Source organism: Pseudomonas capsici, from assembly GCF_017165765.1.
Classification (GTDB): domain Bacteria; phylum Pseudomonadota; class Gammaproteobacteria; order Pseudomonadales; family Pseudomonadaceae; genus Aquipseudomonas; species Aquipseudomonas capsici.
The window spans coordinates 1-18,197 of the sequence record NZ_JAFGZD010000016.1 but is presented as its reverse complement, the minus strand read 5'-3'; the positions used below and the strand labels follow the sequence as shown (position 1 = coordinate 18,197).

Below are 18,197 nucleotides of genomic sequence, written 5' to 3'. Positions count from 1 at the left end.
GCCTCGGCAGATCACATGTAGCTGTAGAAGAGCCCATCGAGCAGGCGGGTCCAGCCATCGACCAGCACGAACAGGAGAATTTTCAGCGGCAGCGAAATGGTCATCGGCGCAACCATCTGCATGCCCAGGGCCAGCAGAATGTTCGAGACAATCAGGTCGATGACGATGAACGGGATATAGATCAGGAAGCCGATCTGAAAACCGGCCTGCAACTCGGACAGCACGAAGGCCGGCACGACCAGCAGCAGGTCATCGCGGCTGGCCTGGGACGACATTTCCTTGGGCCACATGCGCTGGGTGTTTTCCAGCAGGTGGGTCTGGATGTCCGGGTCGATATTGCGGGTCATGAACAGGCGCAACGGTTCGATCACATGCTTGCCGGCGCTTTCCATGGCAGCAAAGTTATCCAGCCGCTCGGGAAGCTTCTTGACCCGTTGCCCCATTTCGTTGAACACCGGCGCCATGATGAACAGGGTGGCTGCCAGGGCAATGCCATACAGCGCCATGTTCGGTGGAGCCTGCTGGACACCGATGGCGTTGCGGGTGATCAACAGCACCATGGCGATCTTCAGGAAGGCCGTGCAGATGATCATCAGCAATGGCACCAGTGACAGAGCCCCCAGAAACAGGGCCAGCGTCAGTGGGTTGGCATCCTGCAGGTTCACCGCAAGGCTTCCATGCGGGTGATCTGCAGACCCAGACGTCCTTCGACATCCACCAGTTCGCCATGTGCCAGCGCCCGTTCGCCATGAAACAGCATGGCATTGCCCGGCGCGCAGCCGTTGAAGGTCAGTACGGAGCCGACGGACAGCGAACGCAGCTGACCCAGACTCAGAGAGAGATTGCCCGCCCGCAGCGTCAGGGCCAGGGCCAGATCGTTGAAGCGCTCCAGGTCGTCGTTGCCGTCAGCCGTGTTTTCAGCGAACTCTTCATGTTCCTGCAGATGGATATCGTCGAGCAGGATCGGGTTATCGCTGTCGGACGCCGCAAAGTGGTCGATAGTGGCATTCATGGTGTCTTGCTCCAGTTCGGTAAGGGTGAAGCACAATGCGTTGGCGGATTCCTGGACCAGGTTCAGTCGGCAGGAGCCCAGTTGCAGTATTCCGTGGCCATCGGGGGTAAACAGGGGGTGATCGGGCAGCAGCACATCGCCCGGGCGCAGGCCCTTCAACTGCTTGTAAGTCAGTGCCAGATGGCCCAGCAGCAGCGGGATGTTGACGGGCCACGGCCAGGTCTTGCCGACGGGTTTCTGCTGCCACTGGCCACGATCCAGCAGATCGAGCAGGGTGGCGGGCGGCGCAGAGAGCCGCGAGCAGACCCGCAAACCGTTGATGCGTGCTTCCAGCAGGCAGTCCAGCCCTTGTTCATTGGTCTGGTCCAGCGGTTGCAGGGTGCCGAACAGATGCTGCAGTTCCGGGCTCAGGTAATGGTTGTAAAGCTGCCAGTACCATTGATGGTCTTCGCTGCTGTCCGACGGCTGCAACAAGGCCGGGCAACTGGACAACAGACCCAGCAGGGCTTCGGTATTGGTCAGTCGCAAAGGACCGGACGCACATTCCAGATGACCTTCGTCGACGCTCTGGCCGGGCATGGGGGCCAGGCGCAGGGCCAGTTGACCTTTTTGCCGATTGAGCTGGAAAGGCAGGCTCAGACCGGTGCCTATCCGTTGCCGGATCGAAGCCTCGGTGGTGCTGACGGGTCTGAGGGCTAGTGCCTGTGCATTCATTTCAATGACCTGCCTGATCGAGTGTGAGCCTGACGCGACGTCCAAGCCGCTGGCTGAGCCATTCACGGCTGGTTTCACGGATTTCCTGACAGCGCTGCAAGGCGGCGTCACGGGCAAAGCGCAGGGCAATGTCCAGACCGTCGCTGCGCGGAATGACCTGCACGGTCACCTTGCCCAGATTCGGCAGCTCGAAGATGGCTTCCATGGGCTCCATTTCGTTGCTGGCCAGGTGTTCTTCGATCGGGTTGAGCAGGGAGTCCCACAAGTCCTCGACCGGTGTGGCTGGCAACGAGGCATTACCGCCATGCTTTTCGCCGTCGCGCCAGCCATCGTTCAGCCCTTGTGGCTGCTCGTTGCCCAGCCAGAAGACGTTGTCGCTGGATGCAGTCATCATCTGCTCGAAGAGTTCGCCTTCTTCCAGGGTTTCGTGAGGCACATGCTCGCCGCGTTCGTGCCTGATCGGCGTAACCGTGCTCTCGCTGCTGTTGTTGGTGCTGCTGCGGGGCTTGGGAGGTTCCGGCTGTCGAACAGGCGCGGGTTTGTGCTGCGCGGGCCTGGTGTTCATGAGGCCTCCCGGGCGAGATCCATCAGGTAATCGAGTTTTTCAACATCACGCTGGCGTTTGCGCAGTTCCGTGTGGCTGTCTTCAGTCCACATTTGCTGCTGGCGATGTTCATGCTGCAGATTGCTCAGGTGCTTTTCGTTGCGCTCGATATGCCGGATGGCCTGGCGTTCCTGGGCCAGCCAGTCGTTCATTTCGCTCAGGGGCAACGGACGGTTCGCGTGCCGCTCGCGCTGCTCGATGCGTGACTGCCGATAGGCCTGGTGCAATGACTCAAGGTCCTGGGTCATCTGATGCAGACGGGTCTGCAGCTCGTTGAGCACCTGGTTCTGGCGACGCCAGGCCTGTTCGGCCAGGGTCAGGCGATGGCGACGGATCGGCGCCAGGATATCCAGGGTCTGGCCAAGGGTATTCATTTGCGGATCATTGGCCGAATCCGACAGGTCAAGGTCATCGTGGGACATCAGCAGTTACCTGTATGAGGTGGTCCAGGGTGTCTTCCAGCGACACCGGGTCTCGTAGCGATTGCTGCAGAAAATCCATGATCTGATCGCGCGATTGCACAGCGAAATCGGTCAATGGATCGTTCCCCTGTTGGTACTCACCCAGCTTGATCAACATTTCCACTTGCTGGTAAGCAGCCAACAGTCTGCGTATCTGTGTGGCACCCTTGACCTGTTCGGTTCCCACCACATTGCTCATCGTTCGACTCAGGCTGGTCAGAATGTCCACAGCCGGGTAATGGCCGCGCTCTGCCAGGCGTCGCGAGAGCACGATATGGCCGTCCAGCAGGGAGCGAACCTCGTCGGCCACCGGGTCGTTCATCGAGTCCTGCTCGATCAGGACCGAATACAGGGCGGTGATGGCACCGGTACGGGTTCGTCCGGCGCGCTCCACCAGACGCGGCAGCAGGCTGTAGACCGATGGGGGAAGCCCGCCGCGACCTGCCGGCTCGCCACTGGCAAGGCCGATTTCCCGCTGGGCCCGTGCGAAACGGGTGAGGGAGTCGATGATCAGCAGGGTCGATTTGCCTTGCTGTCGGAAACCTTCGGCGATGGTGGTGGCGGTGAAGGCCGCGCGGGCACGCTCCATGCTGCTGCGGTCCGACGTGGAGCAGACCAGCACGGTTCGCGAGCGCAGTTCCTCGTCCAGTTCGTGGTCGAGAAACTCGCGCAATTCGCGTCCGCGTTCACCGATCAGGCCGAACACAATCGCTTCGCAGGGCGTATTGCGTGCCATCTCTGCCAGCAGCGTGGTCTTGCCGCAGCCCGCACCGGCGAACAGCCCGACCCGCTGGCCTTCGCCCAGGGTCAGCAGCCCGTCGATGGCGCGCAGGCCGGTGGACAGCGGCGCTTCGATCCTGGGGCGCTCGGTGGCGGGCGGCGCATCGCGGATCACCGGCTGGGCACCCGCTGCGCCGGACAGCGCAAAGGCCGAAGGTCCGTCGCCGCTCAGCGAGCGGCCGAAACCATCCAGCACCGAGCCCAGCAGGTATTCACCCACCACCAGACTATGGGGCTGGAACAGCGGCCTGACCGGTGCGCCGATGGCGATGCCGTCCAGTGCCCCGAGGGCTGCGAGCAAGGTGTGCTTGCGATCGAAACCCACGATTTCGGCCATGACTTCAGTGCCATCGGCCCGACGGATTTCGCACAGGTCCCCGATCCGTGCCTGGGGCATATGGCTGTGCAAGAGGATGCCGCTGACACCGGCGATACGGCCCATGACCTCGACCGGTGCGCAGCGTTGCAGCCGCTCGCTGTGTTCCTGACGCCAGGTGTCCAGAGGTGTCATGGTCGAATTCATCACCAGCTCACCTCCACGCGCCGCTCACCTTCGAACACCACTTTGTGTTCGTTGATGTCCACGAAGCGCACACCATCGACTTCATCGCCCAGGAACAGGCGTCGTCCATCGCTGGTCAGGACACTGGCCAGGCGGGTATTGCTGATCTGAATGATGGTGAAAGGCAGTTGTGCCGTGGCAGCGGGCAGGGCATTGAGCACTTGCAACGGGCTTTTGTACTGGCGATCGAAGTGCAACAGCATTCGCGAGGTGGATTGCAGCAGGTCGTCTTCGTCGAAAGGACCGTGCAGGAAAATCTTTCCTTCTTCTTCGGCCAGGGTGATGCGCTTTTGCAGCTCGCGTTCTTCAAGCATCTTGGTGAGGACTTTCTTGACCTCGGTCGCATCCTTGAGCTCGATTTTCGAGGGTTTCAGCGGCGCGGGCGGTGCAGGCTGCTGCTGATTGAACAGCCAGAGCAGCGCACCGAGAAACACCAGCAGTGAGCCGGCCAGCAGTAAGGGCCCGAGCAGTGAGCGCGGTGCCGGCTTGCTCGCCGGTGCTTCACGTTCGGCGACAAGCTCCTCGGGTTGCGGTTCGGGTTCTTGTATCTGTTCCAGTTCCGGGTCGTTGATGGCCTGTGCAAAGTCCCGGGCAGAAGCCTGAGGCTGCTCTTCTTCCTCTTCGGGCGGCCATTCGGTGTTGGCGCTGAGTACCGACAACCACACGCCATTGAGGGCAAAAGGCGTACCCGGTTCAAGCTGGGTAATGCCCTCGATCTTGTGGCCTTCGCTGTCGGTGACGGCACCTTCGCTGCTGGCCAGCGACCAGGTGCTGTCCACCAGTCGCAGCATGCAATGGCTGTCCTTGATGCCGGGATCGTACAGCGCAAGGTCTGCGCCGCTGGATGAGCCGATGCTCCATTGATCGCCGTTCAAGGGCAGTGCCGCGCCCCGGTGCAGGCCGGTCAGTACCCGTAATTCATAGTGTTTCTTGGTTTCCATAGGGACTCCATCAGGCCATCAGGGCTTGTGCTTCATCCAGGTCGATGCGACCCAGAACCTTGACTTGCACCGTGGATAACAACTCGGCGAAAGACAGCACGGGTACGTGGTTGAACTCATCTGCCAGCAGGCTGTGCAAGGGGCTGCGCAGGTCCTGGGCAACCAGCAGTACCGCCTTGGGGCTGGACGGCGGGTTCGATTGCAGGGCAAAGGCTTCGCGCAACTGTTCCAGCAGCGCACTGCCCAGCTCGGGTTCAAGGGCAAAGTAGGATTCGTTCTGGGTCTGGCGCAGGGCATCGCGCAGCAACACTTCCGTTTCCGGCGTCACCAGCCAGGTATTGAGGGTGTTTTCTTCACTGTGTTGATGGCAGATCTGCGCCTTGAGGGCGATGCGTACATAGTCGGTCAGGGCGTTGAGGTCGCGCTCATGCTGGCCTTGTTCGATCAGGGTTTCGGCAATCGGCCTGACCGAGCGCAGCGAAACCAGTTCGGCAGAAAGACGTTGCAGCACGGCGGCAAAGCGCGCCAGAGGCAAGGTGCGTTGCAGCTCCTGGGCCAGCTCCGGCTGTTCGGATTCCAGCCAGCTGAGGATCGCCTTGCTTTCCTGAAGGCCGATGAATTGCGGGCCGGTGGCCTGGAAGGCGCGGCTCATGCGTTCAAGGATCAGCTCATGAGGCCGTATGCCGACGATATCCTCGTCCTGGAACAGCGGATCGTTCGCATCGACCCACATCCACTGGGCTTCATCGCGGTCGATCCGGCCGGGGTAGCCGGGCTGGCCTTCCTCGACATCACGAATATCGACGGCCACGTGGGTCAGGGAAATGGTGGCGCGCACAAACGGCACTTCATAGACGCAGAAGCGGAATTCGTCGATTTCACAACTTTCCACGAACTCTATATCGAAGGAAGGCAGCGTCAGGCCGAAGTTGTGAACCAGTGTGTTGCGGCGCTGACGAATGCCTTGAATTAGCATGTCGAGTTCCATCACCCCCTGGTGGCTGGGGTGAAACTGCAGCAGATAGGCCCGCGACGGGTTGAAGCGGCGGATATCCTCGCGACCGTTGAGTTCAGGCGAGGCATTGCCGGCGGCACCGATCTGATTCTGGTAGAGCTCCTTCTGGCGAATCCGCCACAACTGGATCAGACCGCTGAACAGGCACAACAGGCTGATGCACGCAAAAACAATGGTCGGCATCCCGGGAATCAGGCCGAACCCCATCATCCCGAGAGAGGCGAACACCCAGGCCTTTGGCTGGCTGGTGAGCTGTTCGGCGATTTCATGACCGATGTTGGCGTCGGCGGTCTGGCTGTCCGGAGCCACGCGGGTGATGATCATGCCCGCGGTCAGGGAGATCAGCAGCGCAGGGATCTGGGCGATCAGGCCGTCACCGATGGTCAGCACCGAGTACAGGTGCATGGCGTCACCGGCTTCCATGCCGTGCTGCATCACGCCGATGGAAAAACCACCGATGAGGTTGATGAACACGATCACCAGACCGGCGATGGCATCACCCTTCACAAACTTCATCGCGCCGTCCATCGCACCGAACAGCTGGCTTTCCTTGGACAACTGCTCGCGACGATGCCGGGCTTCGCGAACGTTGATCAGGTTGGCGCGCAGGTCGCTGTCGATGGACATCTGCTTGCCGGGCATCGCGTCGAGGGTGAAGCGCGCGGCCACTTCCGCAACCCGTTCCGAACCCTTGGTGATCACCAGAAAGTTGACGATGGTCAGGATCAGGAAGATCACCAGACCCACCGCCAGGTTGCCGCCAACCACGAAGCTGCCGAATGCTTCGACGATATGACCGGCATCCTGTTGCAGCAGAATCAGACGGGTAGTGGCAATCGACAGGGCCAGGCGAAACATGGTGGTCAGCAGCAGTACCGCCGGAAAGGTCGAGAATGCCAGCGGGCGCGGCAGATACATCGCCAGCACGATAAGCAGTGAAGAAATACAGATGTTTAGCGCGATCAGCACGTCCACCAGTGCGGTGGGCAAGGGCAGGATCATCATGAACACGATGGCCATGACCATGATCGCGCCGACGATTTCCGTGCGCCTCATCACCGCCAGCGCGAGGTTGTTGAGTGCATGGATGATGCGGATCATTGGAGGGTTCTCCCGGCATCTTCAATGCCCATGGCCTTGCGTTCCTGGCGAGACAGTTCATCCATCAGGCCCTGCAACAGGCGCAGGCCGTTCTGGCGGGTCTTCAGGTCTTTCCATAACGGCAGAGGCAGGTTTTGCAGCAACGGGTACAGGCCGTTGAAGAACAGCGGTTGCAGGTTCGGCGTGCGGCCAATGGTTTCCTCGGCCAGCAGTGTCAGGTCGCGGGCGAAGAAACCGTTGCCGCAGAAGCGCAGTACCCGTTTGCTCATGCCCAGTGCCGTCATGCTGCTGTCGGGGGATTTCTTTGCCAGGCGTTCAAGCAATGCCAGGCAGGTTTTCAGCAGGTTGTTCAACTGGCCGCTGGCACCCAGGCCACGCAGCATCGAGCGCAGCACGCCGCCGGGCAGTGAGGGGGCAAGGGCGGCAATGTCATCGGCCAGTGCCCGTTGCAGGGTACGCAGGCCACGGGCGAACTGATCTTCGTTGAAGCGTTCGAGCAAGGCTTCCAGCAGAGTGGCCAGAGGCTGCTGGCCGACGATTGCCTTGTAATAGAGCTGACGCATCAGGCTGCGTTGCTGTGGGTCGCTGCTGAACAGGGCGATGGCGCTGGCGGTATTCAAACCGGCGCGAATCTTGTCGCCGTGGGTCAGACGCAGCTCTTCAAGCATGGTCTGCGCCTGGTCGTGACTGGCTTCGCTGCCCTCGGCAACGGACAGGCGCACCACCTGCTGCAACAGAATGTCGGCCCGCGCCGGGTCGTTGTCCGCCATCTTCAGCAGGTCAGGCATCGAGCTGCCTTGCTGCATCATCTGGATCTGCATGCGCCTGGCCTGTTGTTCCAGGCTTGGCTGCTCGCTGTTATCGAGCAGGCGGTACATCTCGGCCAGTTTCTCGATGCGTTCGATACGTTGCGAACTGCCGGACTCACGGACATGTCGCTCGTCCAGTCCCTTGCTGTGGCGCTCCACGCTTTCGCTGAACTTCATCGCCACTTCTTCCATGGAGTCGAGCAATGGGTTCTTGGGCGCGAACGATCTGGTTTCCGCCAGAGGAGGACGAGGAAGCGGCTCCAGGTCAGCAGGCCGCATATCTGGGAAGGAGTTGATTTTCATGGGCTGCGCTATCGCCTCGGAACATGTGTTTCCTGAGTGGCGTTTAAGCGCAACCGGTTCCTGCAATCGGGTGCTTTGAATGCTGTGCCAGTTCTTGCACAGCCTTTATATCGAGAATGCAACAAATGGCACAAAACCTCCTTTTTACCGACTATAAATACTTATAAATCAATGACTTGAAATTATTAAATAGTTGGTACGTTCGCTGCTCTCCCTATCTGGCCACTACCGGCAAAAGTTACTTATGGATATGGAGATACAACCGTGGAAGTCAAAGGCATGCAGCGCGAAGGGAAAGTCATTGGTGTTATCGCACTGGACTTGGGTGGCCTTGCTAAAAGCAGCGAGAAAAAGCTGCGAGGTTTCATCGCTAAACGCGTATTCAATCAGGCGGATGTAGATGACCTGATGCAGATGACCTATCTGGAGGCCTGGCGCAACCAGCACAAATATCTGGGCACCTCCCGGCCTGAGACCTGGCTGTTCGGGATTGCAGCCAATCTGGTGAGGAACCATTTCAAGACCTTCTATAACCAGCCTCAGTGCATGGAGCTGACCGACTCCGAGCTGGAAAACCTGGAGCAGGGCCATGACCCGAGCCTGGTCAGCGATTACCAGCGCACCCTGGGCCGGACCCTGGAAGCCATCGAAGAACTCTCGGTGGACATGCGTACCGTCATTCAACTGGTGGTCGATTCGGACATCAGCTACCAGGATGCCGCGCGTCATCTGGACATCCCGATCGGCACCATCCGCTCACGACTGGCCCGTGCTCGTGGACAGCTCAAATCCAGCGTTTATTCCAAGGAGATTCACTGATGAACAGTTTTGTCCCTAACCCTGAGCTGCCACGTCTGCCCCGCGGTATTCGCGAGTTCACTGAAGACGACCTCGAAGCCATGATGAACATCTTCAACGAAACGGCCGGCAGTGGGGCCAACTCGCCGGTTACCCGGCCAATGACCTACGAAGAAGTGAAGTTCTACGTCAACCTTTACAAGCGCGATGGCTTGCCCGTCTACGTTTACGAGCGGCGTGGCGAAATCCTGGGCTGGTTGTCGATCAACCGCTTCAGTTGGGGAACGCAGGCCTGTTACAGAACCGGAGAAACGGCCATTTATGTGCGCGCTGACCATTTCGGCAGCGGGATTGGCGTCCTGCTCTGCAAGGCGACGGTTATCCTGGGTCGACAGGCCGGCCTCGAGAATCTGGTGGCCTGGATCATGGCGGCCAATACGCCGAGCCAGAAGATCGTCACGGCAGTGGGTGCCCACCTGTGGGCTCGCTTGCCCAATATCGCCCGCTTCGGTGAGCAACGTTCCGACGTTCTGCTGTTTGGCCTGCCATTGGGGCAGTCGCTGAACGTGCCGGTGCGGATCAATGTCTCGGAGGCGGTCTGATTCGCCAGCGCTGAAAAAAGGGTATGCACTGATTGCAGGTGCATACCGTGTTATCTACCGCACGGCCGTGCTGACGGTCGATGCGGTGCTGATTCCGGTCAGGACCGGCATAAGGTCCTGGCCATTCTGTACAAGGTCACTGTTGTGAAGGCAAAAAAAACGGCGCAGCCTTTTCAGGCCGCGCCGCTGTTTTTTGTGGCAGCCGATCAGACGATAGGCTGGTCGCTCCACTCGCCATTGACCAGACGTCTCAGGCCCAGCGGGTTGGCGTTCTGCAGGGCAGGTGGCAACAGGCTGTCAGCCTGGTTCTGATAGCAGATCGGACGCAGGAAGCGATCGATGGCCAGGCTGCCTACCGAAGTACCGCGGGCATCGGAAGTCGCCGGGTACGGACCACCGTGAACCATGGCATCGCAGACTTCGACGCCGGTCGGGTAGCCGTTGACCAGGATACGACCGACTTTTTCTTCCAGCAGCGGCAGCAGCCAGTTGTATTTGGCCAGGTCTGCCTGCTCGCCGATCAGGGTCGCGGTGAGCTGACCACGCAAGGCCAGCAGCGCTTTCTTCAGTTCGGCATCGTCAGCGACTTCGATGACCAGCGTGGTCGGGCCGAAGACTTCTTCCTGCAACAGTTCGTCGCCGTTGAGCAGCAGGCTGACATCAGCCTTGAACAGTTGTGCCTGAGCCTGCTTGCCTTCCTGCGGCTTGCCTGCCAGGTGAGTCACCCCCGGATGCGCCAGCAGGTGCTCGACACCCTTGCTGTAGCTGCGCAGGCCACCGGCGTTGAGCATGGTTTGTGGAGCCTGGCCGCCCATGTGCTCGGTCAGTTGCTCAAGGAAGGCCGAGAAGGTTGCAGAGCGCAGACCGATCACCACGCCAGGGTTGGTGCAGAACTGGCCGGCACCCATGACAACCGAAGCTGCCAGGTCCTTGGCCACGGTTTCGCCGCGTGCTGCCAGCGCTTCGGGCAGCAGCACCACCGGGTTGATGCTCGACATTTCCGCGAAGACCGGAATCGGTTGCGGACGCTCGGCGGCCATCTTGCTCAGCGCGTTACCGCCGCCCAGAGAGCCGGTGAAGCCGACAGCCTGAATGGCCGGGTGCTTGACCAGACCTTCACCGACGCCATTGCCGAAGATCATGTTGAACACGCCTTTTGGCATCTGGGTGCGTTCGGCTGCGCGAATAATTGCACTGCCCACCAGATCGGCAGTGGCCATGTGACCACTGTGGGCCTTGAAGACGACCGGGCAGCCAGCGGCCAGCGCAGCGGCGGTATCACCACCGGCGGTAGAGAAGGCCAGCGGGAAGTTGCTGGCACCGAAGACGGCAACCGGGCCGACACCGATGCGGTATTGGCGCAGGTCGACGCGTGGCAGCGGCTTGCGATCCGGCAGCGGCAGGTCGATACGGGCACCCAGGTAATCGCCACGGCGCAGGACCTTGGCGAACAGACGCATCTGACCGCTGGTACGACCGCGTTCACCCTGGATACGCGCTTGAGGCAGAGCGGTTTCCTGGCAGACGATGGCGACGAAGTCATCGCCCAACTGGTCGATCTCGTCAGCGATGGCTTCAAGGAACTCGGCGCGACGGGCCGGGCTCAGTTGACGGAATTCAGGGAAGGCTTCCTTGGCAGCCAGGGCAGCGGCATCGATTTCGCCATCGGTGGCCTGGGAGAAGCTGTACGGCAGTTCTTCACCGGTCGTGGCGTCGAGGCTTTTCTGCTGGATCTGACCAAGGGCGCTGCGGCCGCCAGCGATGAAGTTGTGGCCGAGAATGTTAGGCATCGGTATCTCCTGTTGTTTTGACGTGGGAGGCAGGGTCCGGGTAAACGCCGGGGGCCTGCGCTCCTTTATGGGTTGCCGAATCTGTGAGGTCAGCAGTCATCGTACAACTTGGTCGGCAGCATATGCAACTGCCAAAGCAGGATAGCGGCAGGAGTGAATCGCTCAGCCGCGAAGCGCATCCAGCACCTTGCGCAATGCCTTGCTCACCGGTTTGTCCTGACGCAACACGATGCCCAGTGTACGGCTCAGCCCCGGTGTCAGGGAATGAACCTGCAACCCGCGCCGATGATGGGTAGCGGCCACCGACATACGGGGCACGATGCTGTAGCCCAGTCCCGCAGCGACCATTTCCTTGATGGCTTCGATGCTGCCCAGTTCCATCACCGGTTTGATGCGGATGCCCGCCTGCAAGTACCACTCGTTGATGAGCAGGCGGGTACTGCTGCCGGCTTCGAACACCACCAGCGGGTAATCGCTCAGTGTCTGAGGGGTAAAGGTCTCGGGCAGCGGGTCCTGACGGCTGGCAAAAATCGCCACGAATTCATCTTCCAGCAGCGGTGTGACTTCCAGGCTGCGCCCTGAAGCGGGCAGGGTGACCAGGGCCAGGTCCAGACGGTTTTCTTCCACGGCCTTGAGAATACCGTCGGTATTGCCGGTACTGACCCGCACGTCCAGATCGGGGAAGCGTCGTCTCAGGTCTTGCAGCATGGGCGGCAGCAGATGAATGCAGGCAGTGGCTCCGGTGCCGATGGCGATCTGTCCGGCTATGCCGTGGGCATGACTGGAAAGCTCCAGCATGGCGTCTTCGACAACCGCATCGATTCGCGAAGCATGCTCCAGCAAGGTGCTGCCTGCCGAGGTGGGCTTGATGCGCTTGCCCACTCGCTCGATCAGGCGCAGGTTCAGATGCTCTTCCAGTTGCCGAACTTGCAGGCTTACCGCCGGTTGGGTGAGGTTCAGGCGTTCGGCTGCTGCCGAGAAGCTGCCATGGGCGATGACCAGCGAGAAGGTGTGCAGATGATTGAGGTTCAGTCGGCGCATGGCAAAGTTTTACTTATGCTGAGGATGAATAATCATAGCTTTGTTTATGGTTTGCCGCGCTGCATCATGGCTCTCATTCAATAGCACCCGCCAAAGAGTTTTAAAGATGAACGATGCCCTGATTCTGCGTGACGCCCGCGACGACGATATGCCTGCGGTCCAGGCGATCTATGCCGAGCATGTCCTGGAGGGGATTTCCAGCTTTGAACTGGAGCCGCCGAGCCTGGCGGAAATGCTGCGCCGACGTGCCGAAGTGATGGCCAAGGGGTTGCCTTATCGGGTCGCGGAACATCAGGGTGAAGTGGTGGGGTATGGCTATGTCACGCCTTATCGGCCGCGTCCGGGCTACCGTTTTACCGTGGAAGACTCGGTTTATGTGCGCAGTGGCATGGGAGGGCTGGGTATCGGCCAGGCGCTGCTGGCCGGGCTGGTGGAGCACTGTGTCGAAGGCGGCTGGCGGCAGATGATCGCCATTATCGGTAACAGTGAGAACGTCGCGTCGATCCGTCTGCACGAGCGCCTGGGGTTTCATCGGGTAGGCGTCTTCGAGTCGGTAGGCTTCAAGCATGGGCGCTGGGTCGATACCGTGCTGATGCAGCGGGCCTTGGGCGACGGTTCGCTCGGCACGCCTGAACCTGTTGTGTGAAACCGGGTGAACAGCACGGCGTTGCCCCGGCATGCGGTGTCAAGACTGGGCGTTGCGCAGTTGATCAATTGGGGCGTGACGTTTTACCTGCCAGGGGCTTTTGGCAACGCCATTGCCCACGATCTGGGCTGGAGCGGGCAGCGGGTCTTTGCCGGATTATCGGTGGCGATGCTGGTCATGGGGCTGGTTTCTCCACTGGTTGCCCGCCTGATCCAGTGTCTGGGCGCGCGGCAGGTGATGCAGTCGGGAGCGGTGCTCAACGCGGTCGGTTGCTGTGCTCTGTCGCTGTGTCATGGTCCGACGCTGTACTTCATGGCCTGGTGCATCCTCGGCATCGGAATGCGTTTGTCCCTTTACGATGCGCTGTTTGCAGTTCTGGCCGGATGGCTGGCTGCCAGGGCTCGTCCGCTGATGATGCAGATCACCTTGCTGGGTGGCCTGGCATCTGCGGTGTTCTGGCCGTTGGGCCATCACTTGCAGGATATGTTCGGCTGGCGCAACGCACTCGGGGTGTATGCCGTCCTAGCCCTGTTCAGTGGTCTGTTGGCGAGTCGGCTGCCGGATCTGCGTACAGGTTCCGTACAAGAGCCTGTCGTCACCCATGAGCCGCCGATGGCTACGCCCTGGCTGCCGCAGATCGGTTATGCCCTGAGCATGATGCTGATCGGCTTCATGTCCGCCGGTCTGTCGGCGCACTTGCCAGCCATGCTGACAGGGTTCGGTGTACCGCTGGGGCTGGTGGCCTTGTGGGGTATCGGACAGACCTGCGCCCGTCTGTTGCAGGTCATGCTTGGGCAGTCGATATCGGCGCTGCGTCTGAATGTCTGGGTGGGTGCCGGTCTGACCCTGTGCTTTACCGTGGCGCTCATGAGTCAGGGAAGAAGCTGGCTGGCCTGTCTGTTCCTCTTCGGTTACGGCGCCATGAACGGCCTGGGCACTTTGCTGCGTGCCAGCCTGCCGTTCGAGCTTTTTGCCCATGACCGTTACACCCGGCTGCAGGGCAGGCTGCTGGCACCGGGTTTTCTGTGTGCGGCAGGTGCGCCCTGGTTCTACGCTCTGGTGCATGAGGCTTCAGGAGATCGCGGGCTGATAGGGCTCTCGCTGGGCCTCAGTATGCTGGTGTGGGGCCTGGCGATCGTTCTGCGGCGCTGGGGTCAGGCTTCTATTGGTTGATAGACTATTTGCATATTTATATAGAATTTAAATGAATTTATAGAATGTTTTATCCGGTGATATGGTTTTAAGCAATTGCCGGATCCTTGAGAAAGGTTATTAAAACCTTTCGGTGAAGGCCGTCACCGTTTTCATTCTCAAGGAAGGACCTGCATGGCCGCTTTTGATTCGTTAACCCGTCGCCGCTTGCTGGGATGGGCCAGTGCCGTCCTTGCCAGCCCTTTGTTGCTGTCGTTGCCGCGTTCCGGTTGGGCAGTGGACGAGCATGCCGGGCATCTGAGTCATCCGGATATCGAGCCTGACGGCACTGGCGATTTCATTCGCCTGGACGAGCCCAGGGCCCTCAAACTGGCGGTCAACCTCAATGCAGTCTGCCTGGCACCGGTGGTCATCGCCCATGGCCAGGGTTTCTTCAAGAAGCACAATCTGGACGTGGAACTGGTCAACTTCGGCAACTCCACCGAAGTGCTGCTGGAGGCCATTGCCACCGGCAAGGCCGATGCCGGTGTCGGCATGGCGCTGCGATGGCTCAAGGCTTTGGAGCAGGGCTTCGACGTCAAGCTGACGGCAGGCACTCATGGCGGTTGCCTGCGTCTGCTCAGCGCCGCCAACAGCCCGGTCAACAAGCTGGAAGACCTCAAGGGCAAGGCCATCGGCGTCACCGACATGGCCAGCCCCGACCGCAATTTCTTCTCGGTGCTGCTCAAGAAACATGGCGTCGATCCGGTGCGGGATGTGGACTGGCGACTTTATCCGGCAGACCTGCTGGGCACGGCGCTGGAGCGGGGCGAGGTTCAGGCGGTCAGCGGCAGCGATCCGTTCATGTATCGCCTGATCAACGCCGGCAAGGCGCGTGAACTGTCCACCAATCTGGTGGAGGAGTATGCCAATCTGAGCTGCTGCGTGGTGGGCGTCACCGGCAAGCTGGTGCGTGAAGAAAAGCGTGTGGTGGCAGCCCTGACTCAGGCGATTCTCGAGGCTCACGCTTACGCCGTGAAACATCCCGAAGTGGTCGCCAAGGGCTTCCAGGCTCATGCCTTGAACACTTCGGTGGAAGAGGTTCAGGCGATCCTTCACGACCATACTCACGGCCATCATGCCGTCGGCGCGGCCTTGACCAGGGAAATCCAGACCTACGTCACTGACCTGAAAACCGTCGAAGTCATTCGACAGAGCACCGATGCCGTCGAGTTCTCCAGGGAGATTACCGCCGATGTCTTCAGCTGAGGCTTCTACTCTGGCGAGCGAAGAACCCCGTGACTCTTTCAACTTCTGGAAGCAGGGCGCAGTGGCTGTCTTTGCCTGGATTCTGGTTGCGGCATTGACCCTGTACCTTCCCAATGCCACACGCAAGTGGCCGATGACCGAAGGCCTGGCCAATCTGTGCCTGGCGATTGCCCTGTTGATTTTGCTGGCCGGTATTGCCGGGCGCTGGTCCGCCGGGCTGGGGCGGCGAGTTCAAGCGGCCGGGCCGTGGCTGATTGCATTGCCGGTCCTGCTGGGCATCTGGGAAGTGCTCACCGCCAAGCTGGGTTTGCTGCCTGTGCCATTTTTTGCACCGCCACAAGCCTTGCTGGATGTCTACGTCGAAGACTGGCCGCGTCTGCTGGAAAGCCTGTTGCATTCCGCCCTGTTGCTGGGCACTGGCGTGGCGCTGGGAGCCGTGACCGGTTTTATCGCCGGGGTCGCCATCGGCTGGTCGAGCAGTATTGGTTACTGGTTGCATCCGGTCCTGCGCATTCTCGGTCCGGTGCCTTCCACAGCCCTGTTGCCGTTGTGCTTCTTTCTATTTCCCACGAGCTGGAGCGCCAGTGTATTCCTGATTGCGCTGGCCACCTGGTTTCCGGTGACGGTGCTGACCTGGTCGGGCGTTGCCAGTGTCGACAAGGCCTATTACGACGTGGCGCGTACGTTGGGAGCCAGGCCCGGTTTCCTGATTTTCAACGTGGCGATTCCTGCTGCCTTGCCCCATGTGTTCGTCGGACTGTTCATGGGCCTTGGGGCATCGTTCTCGACCCTGGTGGTCGCCGAGATGATGGGCGTCAAAGCCGGAATCGGCTGGTATCTGCAATGGGCGCAAGGCTGGGCGGCCTACGCCAATATGTATGCAGCACTGTTGATCATGGCGCTGGCGTGTTCCGGCCTGATCACGGCGCTGTTCCTGATTCGCGACCGCCTGCTGGCCTGGCAACAAGGAACCATGAAATGGTAGCCACCGCTCATGCTGAAAATCCCTCGTCCGGGCTTGCGTTGCGCATCGACAATCTCAGCCATGGCTTCGCTCTGGATGGCCAGCGCCTGCCGGTGCTGGACAAGGTTTCACTGGATGTTGCGCCCGGCGAGTTTGTCGCGCTGCTCGGGCCTTCCGGGTGCGGCAAGTCCACCCTGTTGCGACTGGTGGCCGGGCTTGAACCCGCCGACTCGGGTGCCTTGCTGGCCGATGGCGTACCCATTGGCGGCCCGGATCCTTCTCGGGTCGTGGTCTTTCAGGACCCGACTCTCTATCCCTGGCGTCGGGTGTGGGACAACGTGGCGCTGGGGCTGCAAGCCCAGGGCTTGCTGAAAACCCATTCAACCAGGGTCGATGCCGCCTTGGCCACGGTCGGGCTCAGTCAGTTTGCTCGTGCTTATCCCCGGCAGTTGTCCGGCGGCATGGCGCAGCGGGTGGCGCTGGCGCGAGCACTGGTCAACGAACCGCGACTGCTGATTCTCGACGAGCCATTGGGCAAGCTGGATTCCCTGACCCGGATTGCCATGCAGCAGGAACTGATCGACCTGTGGCAACGCCAGGGCTATACCGCGCTGCTGGTGACCCATGATGTCGAAGAGGCGTTGCTGCTGGCCAATCGCGTGATCGTTTTTAGTGACCGGCCTGCCAGCATCAAGGCGCAATTGACCATCGAGCGGCCTTATCCGCGTCACCGTGACGATCCTTATCTGGTGGACCTGCGCCGCCAGATCCTCGGCCTGCTCGGGCTGGGTGAGCGGTGGTAGGCGATGGTCGGTCGCGACACGGGATTGCGACCTGTGGCCTGAGTGAGTAGGGTACGCGCCTGAACAAGAAGGAGCCTGCCATGACCCGGCACAACCCACAGGACACGGGGTCGCCAGCTGTCCGGCAACGACGTGCGCCCAAAGGCGAAAAGCGCCGCGAAGAACTGCTCGATGCGGCCTTGCAGGTGTTTTCCCTGGAAGGCTATACCGGAGCGTCCATGGCTCAGGTGGCGGGGATCGTCGGTATATCCGTCGCTGGCCTGCTGCACCACTTCCCCAACAAGGTTTCCTTGCTGATGGGCGTTCTGGACCGGCGCGATGAAGTCAGCCGCAGGATTGCCGACGAAGTTCGTGCAGAAAACAACCTCTCCAGCCTGTTGGGCAGCCTGCGGGCCATCAACCGTTCCAATGCAACGGCGCCGGGTGTGATCCGGGCGTTCTCTATTCTCAACTCGGAAAGCCTGCTGGAAACCCATCCTGCCTGGGAATGGTTCCAGACCCGTTATCAACGGATTTACCAGCGACTGCTGGGGCAGTTCACGGCGTTGGTGGAAAGCGGGGAAGTGCGGGCCGATGTGGATTTGCCAGTGCTGATCCAGCAGATCCTGGCGATGATGGACGGGCTGCAGATTCAATGGCTGCGTTTCCCGGATCAGGTTGATCTGGTGGAAAGTTTCGATGCCTACATTGCGCAGGTCGATCAGGCGATAAGGGCTCGTCCCTGAGCCGTAGAAAAAGCCTCGTCCTCAATGCTGTCTTCGCGGGCAAGGGTGTACATATCCATTATCGGTATGTGCTGGTTCTACCGGTTCCGCCTTTACGGCGGCCCCCTTTGTTTCGGCAAAGGGGGG

Annotated in this window: 18 protein-coding genes; 8 read left to right on the top strand and 10 right to left on the bottom strand. The window is 60.5% G+C overall.

What is annotated here, in order from left to right; all coding sequences use genetic code 11:
- Positions 1-11 precede the first annotated feature (11 nt).
- From sctR to sctW, 8 genes are read right to left on the bottom strand one after another with little or no spacing between them, the layout of a single operon-like run.
- Positions 12-665: a type III secretion system export apparatus subunit SctR gene (gene sctR / locus JSY17_RS18900; protein WP_117165055.1), complete on the bottom strand. Its 654-nt coding sequence runs from the start codon at positions 663-665 to the stop codon at positions 12-14.
- Entirely contained in the window at positions 662-1,726 is a 1,065-nt protein-coding gene (gene sctQ / locus JSY17_RS18895) for a type III secretion system cytoplasmic ring protein SctQ (RefSeq protein WP_117185790.1), read from the bottom strand. Before sctQ ends, sctR begins: the two co-directional genes overlap by 4 nt.
- Position 1,727: 1 nt before the next feature.
- Positions 1,728-2,291 carry a type III secretion system HrpP C-terminal domain-containing protein gene (locus JSY17_RS18890; RefSeq protein WP_206402773.1) on the bottom strand — a complete coding sequence of 188 codons (564 nt, stop codon included), beginning with the start codon at positions 2,289-2,291 and terminating at the stop codon, positions 1,728-1,730.
- Positions 2,288-2,752: a type III secretion protein gene (locus tag JSY17_RS18885; RefSeq protein WP_117165052.1), complete on the bottom strand. Its 465-nt coding sequence runs from the start codon at positions 2,750-2,752 to the stop codon at positions 2,288-2,290. The genes JSY17_RS18890 and JSY17_RS18885 overlap by 4 nt, the downstream gene beginning before the upstream one ends.
- Complete coding sequence (locus JSY17_RS18880; protein WP_117184459.1) at positions 2,739-4,094, bottom strand: FliI/YscN family ATPase; 1,356 nt, start codon at positions 4,092-4,094, stop codon at positions 2,739-2,741. Before JSY17_RS18880 ends, JSY17_RS18885 begins: the two co-directional genes overlap by 14 nt.
- Complete coding sequence (locus JSY17_RS18875) at positions 4,094-5,074, bottom strand: FHA domain-containing protein (RefSeq protein WP_122371172.1); 981 nt, start codon at positions 5,072-5,074, stop codon at positions 4,094-4,096. Before JSY17_RS18875 ends, JSY17_RS18880 begins: the two co-directional genes overlap by 1 nt.
- Before the next feature lie 10 nt (positions 5,075-5,084).
- Positions 5,085-7,190 carry a type III secretion system export apparatus subunit SctV gene (gene sctV, locus JSY17_RS18870; protein WP_117184461.1) on the bottom strand — a complete coding sequence of 702 codons (2,106 nt, stop codon included), beginning with the start codon at positions 7,188-7,190 and terminating at the stop codon, positions 5,085-5,087.
- A complete protein-coding gene (sctW, locus tag JSY17_RS18865; RefSeq protein ID WP_117184462.1) occupies positions 7,187-8,302 on the bottom strand; it encodes a type III secretion system gatekeeper subunit SctW in 1,116 nt (371 codons plus the stop codon). The genes sctV and sctW overlap by 4 nt, the downstream gene beginning before the upstream one ends.
- A gap of 264 nt (positions 8,303-8,566) precedes the next feature.
- Here sctW and JSY17_RS18860 point away from each other — a divergent pair, with 264 nt between their 5' ends.
- Both JSY17_RS18860 and JSY17_RS18855 read left to right on the top strand, forming a co-directional pair.
- The gene (locus tag JSY17_RS18860; protein ID WP_117165047.1) at positions 8,567-9,121 is read left to right on the top strand and encodes an RNA polymerase sigma factor; all 555 of its coding nucleotides are present in this window, start codon (positions 8,567-8,569) and stop codon (positions 9,119-9,121) included.
- Positions 9,121-9,702, top strand: coding sequence for a GNAT family N-acetyltransferase (locus tag JSY17_RS18855; protein WP_117165046.1), 582 nt, complete (start codon positions 9,121-9,123; stop codon positions 9,700-9,702). The genes JSY17_RS18860 and JSY17_RS18855 overlap by 1 nt, the downstream gene beginning before the upstream one ends.
- Positions 9,703-9,908: 206 nt before the next feature.
- Here the strand turns inward: JSY17_RS18855 and JSY17_RS18850 are convergent, their stop codons facing one another.
- Together JSY17_RS18850 and JSY17_RS18845 are read right to left on the bottom strand one after the other, a co-directional pair.
- Entirely contained in the window at positions 9,909-11,492 is a 1,584-nt protein-coding gene (locus JSY17_RS18850; RefSeq protein WP_122371878.1) for an aldehyde dehydrogenase (NADP(+)), read from the bottom strand.
- A gap of 162 nt (positions 11,493-11,654) precedes the next feature.
- On the bottom strand, positions 11,655-12,533 hold the full coding sequence (locus tag JSY17_RS18845; RefSeq protein WP_117165044.1) for a LysR family transcriptional regulator: 879 nt from the start codon (positions 12,531-12,533) through the stop codon (positions 11,655-11,657).
- 106 nt (positions 12,534-12,639) lie between these two features.
- On the opposite strand from JSY17_RS18845, the gene JSY17_RS18840 reads away from it, so the two are divergent.
- The 6 genes from JSY17_RS18840 (at position 12,640) to JSY17_RS18815 (ending at position 18,071) form a co-directional block, all read left to right on the top strand.
- Positions 12,640-13,179 carry a GNAT family N-acetyltransferase gene (locus JSY17_RS18840; protein WP_206402775.1) on the top strand — a complete coding sequence of 180 codons (540 nt, stop codon included), beginning with the start codon at positions 12,640-12,642 and terminating at the stop codon, positions 13,177-13,179.
- 6 nt (positions 13,180-13,185) lie between these two features.
- Positions 13,186-14,352 carry an MFS transporter gene (locus tag JSY17_RS18835; protein ID WP_206402776.1) on the top strand — a complete coding sequence of 389 codons (1,167 nt, stop codon included), beginning with the start codon at positions 13,186-13,188 and terminating at the stop codon, positions 14,350-14,352.
- A 153-nt stretch (positions 14,353-14,505) separates the two neighbouring features.
- Positions 14,506-15,579 carry an ABC transporter substrate-binding protein gene (locus tag JSY17_RS18830; RefSeq protein ID WP_117165042.1) on the top strand — a complete coding sequence of 358 codons (1,074 nt, stop codon included), beginning with the start codon at positions 14,506-14,508 and terminating at the stop codon, positions 15,577-15,579.
- Entirely contained in the window at positions 15,566-16,564 is a 999-nt protein-coding gene (locus JSY17_RS18825) for an ABC transporter permease (RefSeq protein WP_122371875.1), read from the top strand. Before JSY17_RS18830 ends, JSY17_RS18825 begins: the two co-directional genes overlap by 14 nt.
- Positions 16,558-17,346, top strand: coding sequence for an ABC transporter ATP-binding protein (locus JSY17_RS18820; RefSeq protein WP_117185784.1), 789 nt, complete (start codon positions 16,558-16,560; stop codon positions 17,344-17,346). Before JSY17_RS18825 ends, JSY17_RS18820 begins: the two co-directional genes overlap by 7 nt.
- Before the next feature lie 80 nt (positions 17,347-17,426).
- A complete protein-coding gene (locus tag JSY17_RS18815; RefSeq protein ID WP_117185783.1) occupies positions 17,427-18,071 on the top strand; it encodes a TetR/AcrR family transcriptional regulator in 645 nt (214 codons plus the stop codon).
- Positions 18,072-18,197: the final 126 nt, after the last annotated feature.

Excerpts from the sequence above, each read along its gene's own strand:
- sctQ (WP_117185790.1), bottom strand. The coding sequence starts at position 1,726 with ATGAATGCACAGGCACTAGCCCTCAGACCCGTCAGCACCACCGAGGCT.
- JSY17_RS18815 (WP_117185783.1), top strand. The coding sequence starts at position 17,427 with ATGACCCGGCACAACCCACAGGACACGGGGTCGCCAGCTGTCCGGCAA.
- sctV (WP_117184461.1), bottom strand. The coding sequence starts at position 7,190 with ATGATCCGCATCATCCATGCACTCAACAACCTCGCGCTGGCGGTGATG.
- JSY17_RS18875 (WP_122371172.1), bottom strand. The coding sequence starts at position 5,074 with ATGGAAACCAAGAAACACTATGAATTACGGGTACTGACCGGCCTGCAC.
- JSY17_RS18850 (WP_122371878.1), bottom strand. The coding sequence starts at position 11,492 with ATGCCTAACATTCTCGGCCACAACTTCATCGCTGGCGGCCGCAGCGCC.
- sctW (WP_117184462.1), bottom strand. The coding sequence starts at position 8,302 with ATGAAAATCAACTCCTTCCCAGATATGCGGCCTGCTGACCTGGAGCCG.
- JSY17_RS18830 (WP_117165042.1), top strand. The coding sequence starts at position 14,506 with ATGGCCGCTTTTGATTCGTTAACCCGTCGCCGCTTGCTGGGATGGGCC.
- JSY17_RS18885 (WP_117165052.1), bottom strand. The coding sequence starts at position 2,752 with ATGTCCCACGATGACCTTGACCTGTCGGATTCGGCCAATGATCCGCAA.
- JSY17_RS18840 (WP_206402775.1), top strand. The coding sequence starts at position 12,640 with ATGAACGATGCCCTGATTCTGCGTGACGCCCGCGACGACGATATGCCT.
- JSY17_RS18820 (WP_117185784.1), top strand. The coding sequence starts at position 16,558 with ATGGTAGCCACCGCTCATGCTGAAAATCCCTCGTCCGGGCTTGCGTTG.
- JSY17_RS18890 (WP_206402773.1), bottom strand. The coding sequence starts at position 2,291 with ATGAACACCAGGCCCGCGCAGCACAAACCCGCGCCTGTTCGACAGCCG.
- JSY17_RS18825 (WP_122371875.1), top strand. The coding sequence starts at position 15,566 with ATGTCTTCAGCTGAGGCTTCTACTCTGGCGAGCGAAGAACCCCGTGAC.
- JSY17_RS18855 (WP_117165046.1), top strand. The coding sequence starts at position 9,121 with ATGAACAGTTTTGTCCCTAACCCTGAGCTGCCACGTCTGCCCCGCGGT.
- JSY17_RS18845 (WP_117165044.1), bottom strand. The coding sequence starts at position 12,533 with ATGCGCCGACTGAACCTCAATCATCTGCACACCTTCTCGCTGGTCATC.
- JSY17_RS18880 (WP_117184459.1), bottom strand. The coding sequence starts at position 4,094 with ATGAATTCGACCATGACACCTCTGGACACCTGGCGTCAGGAACACAGC.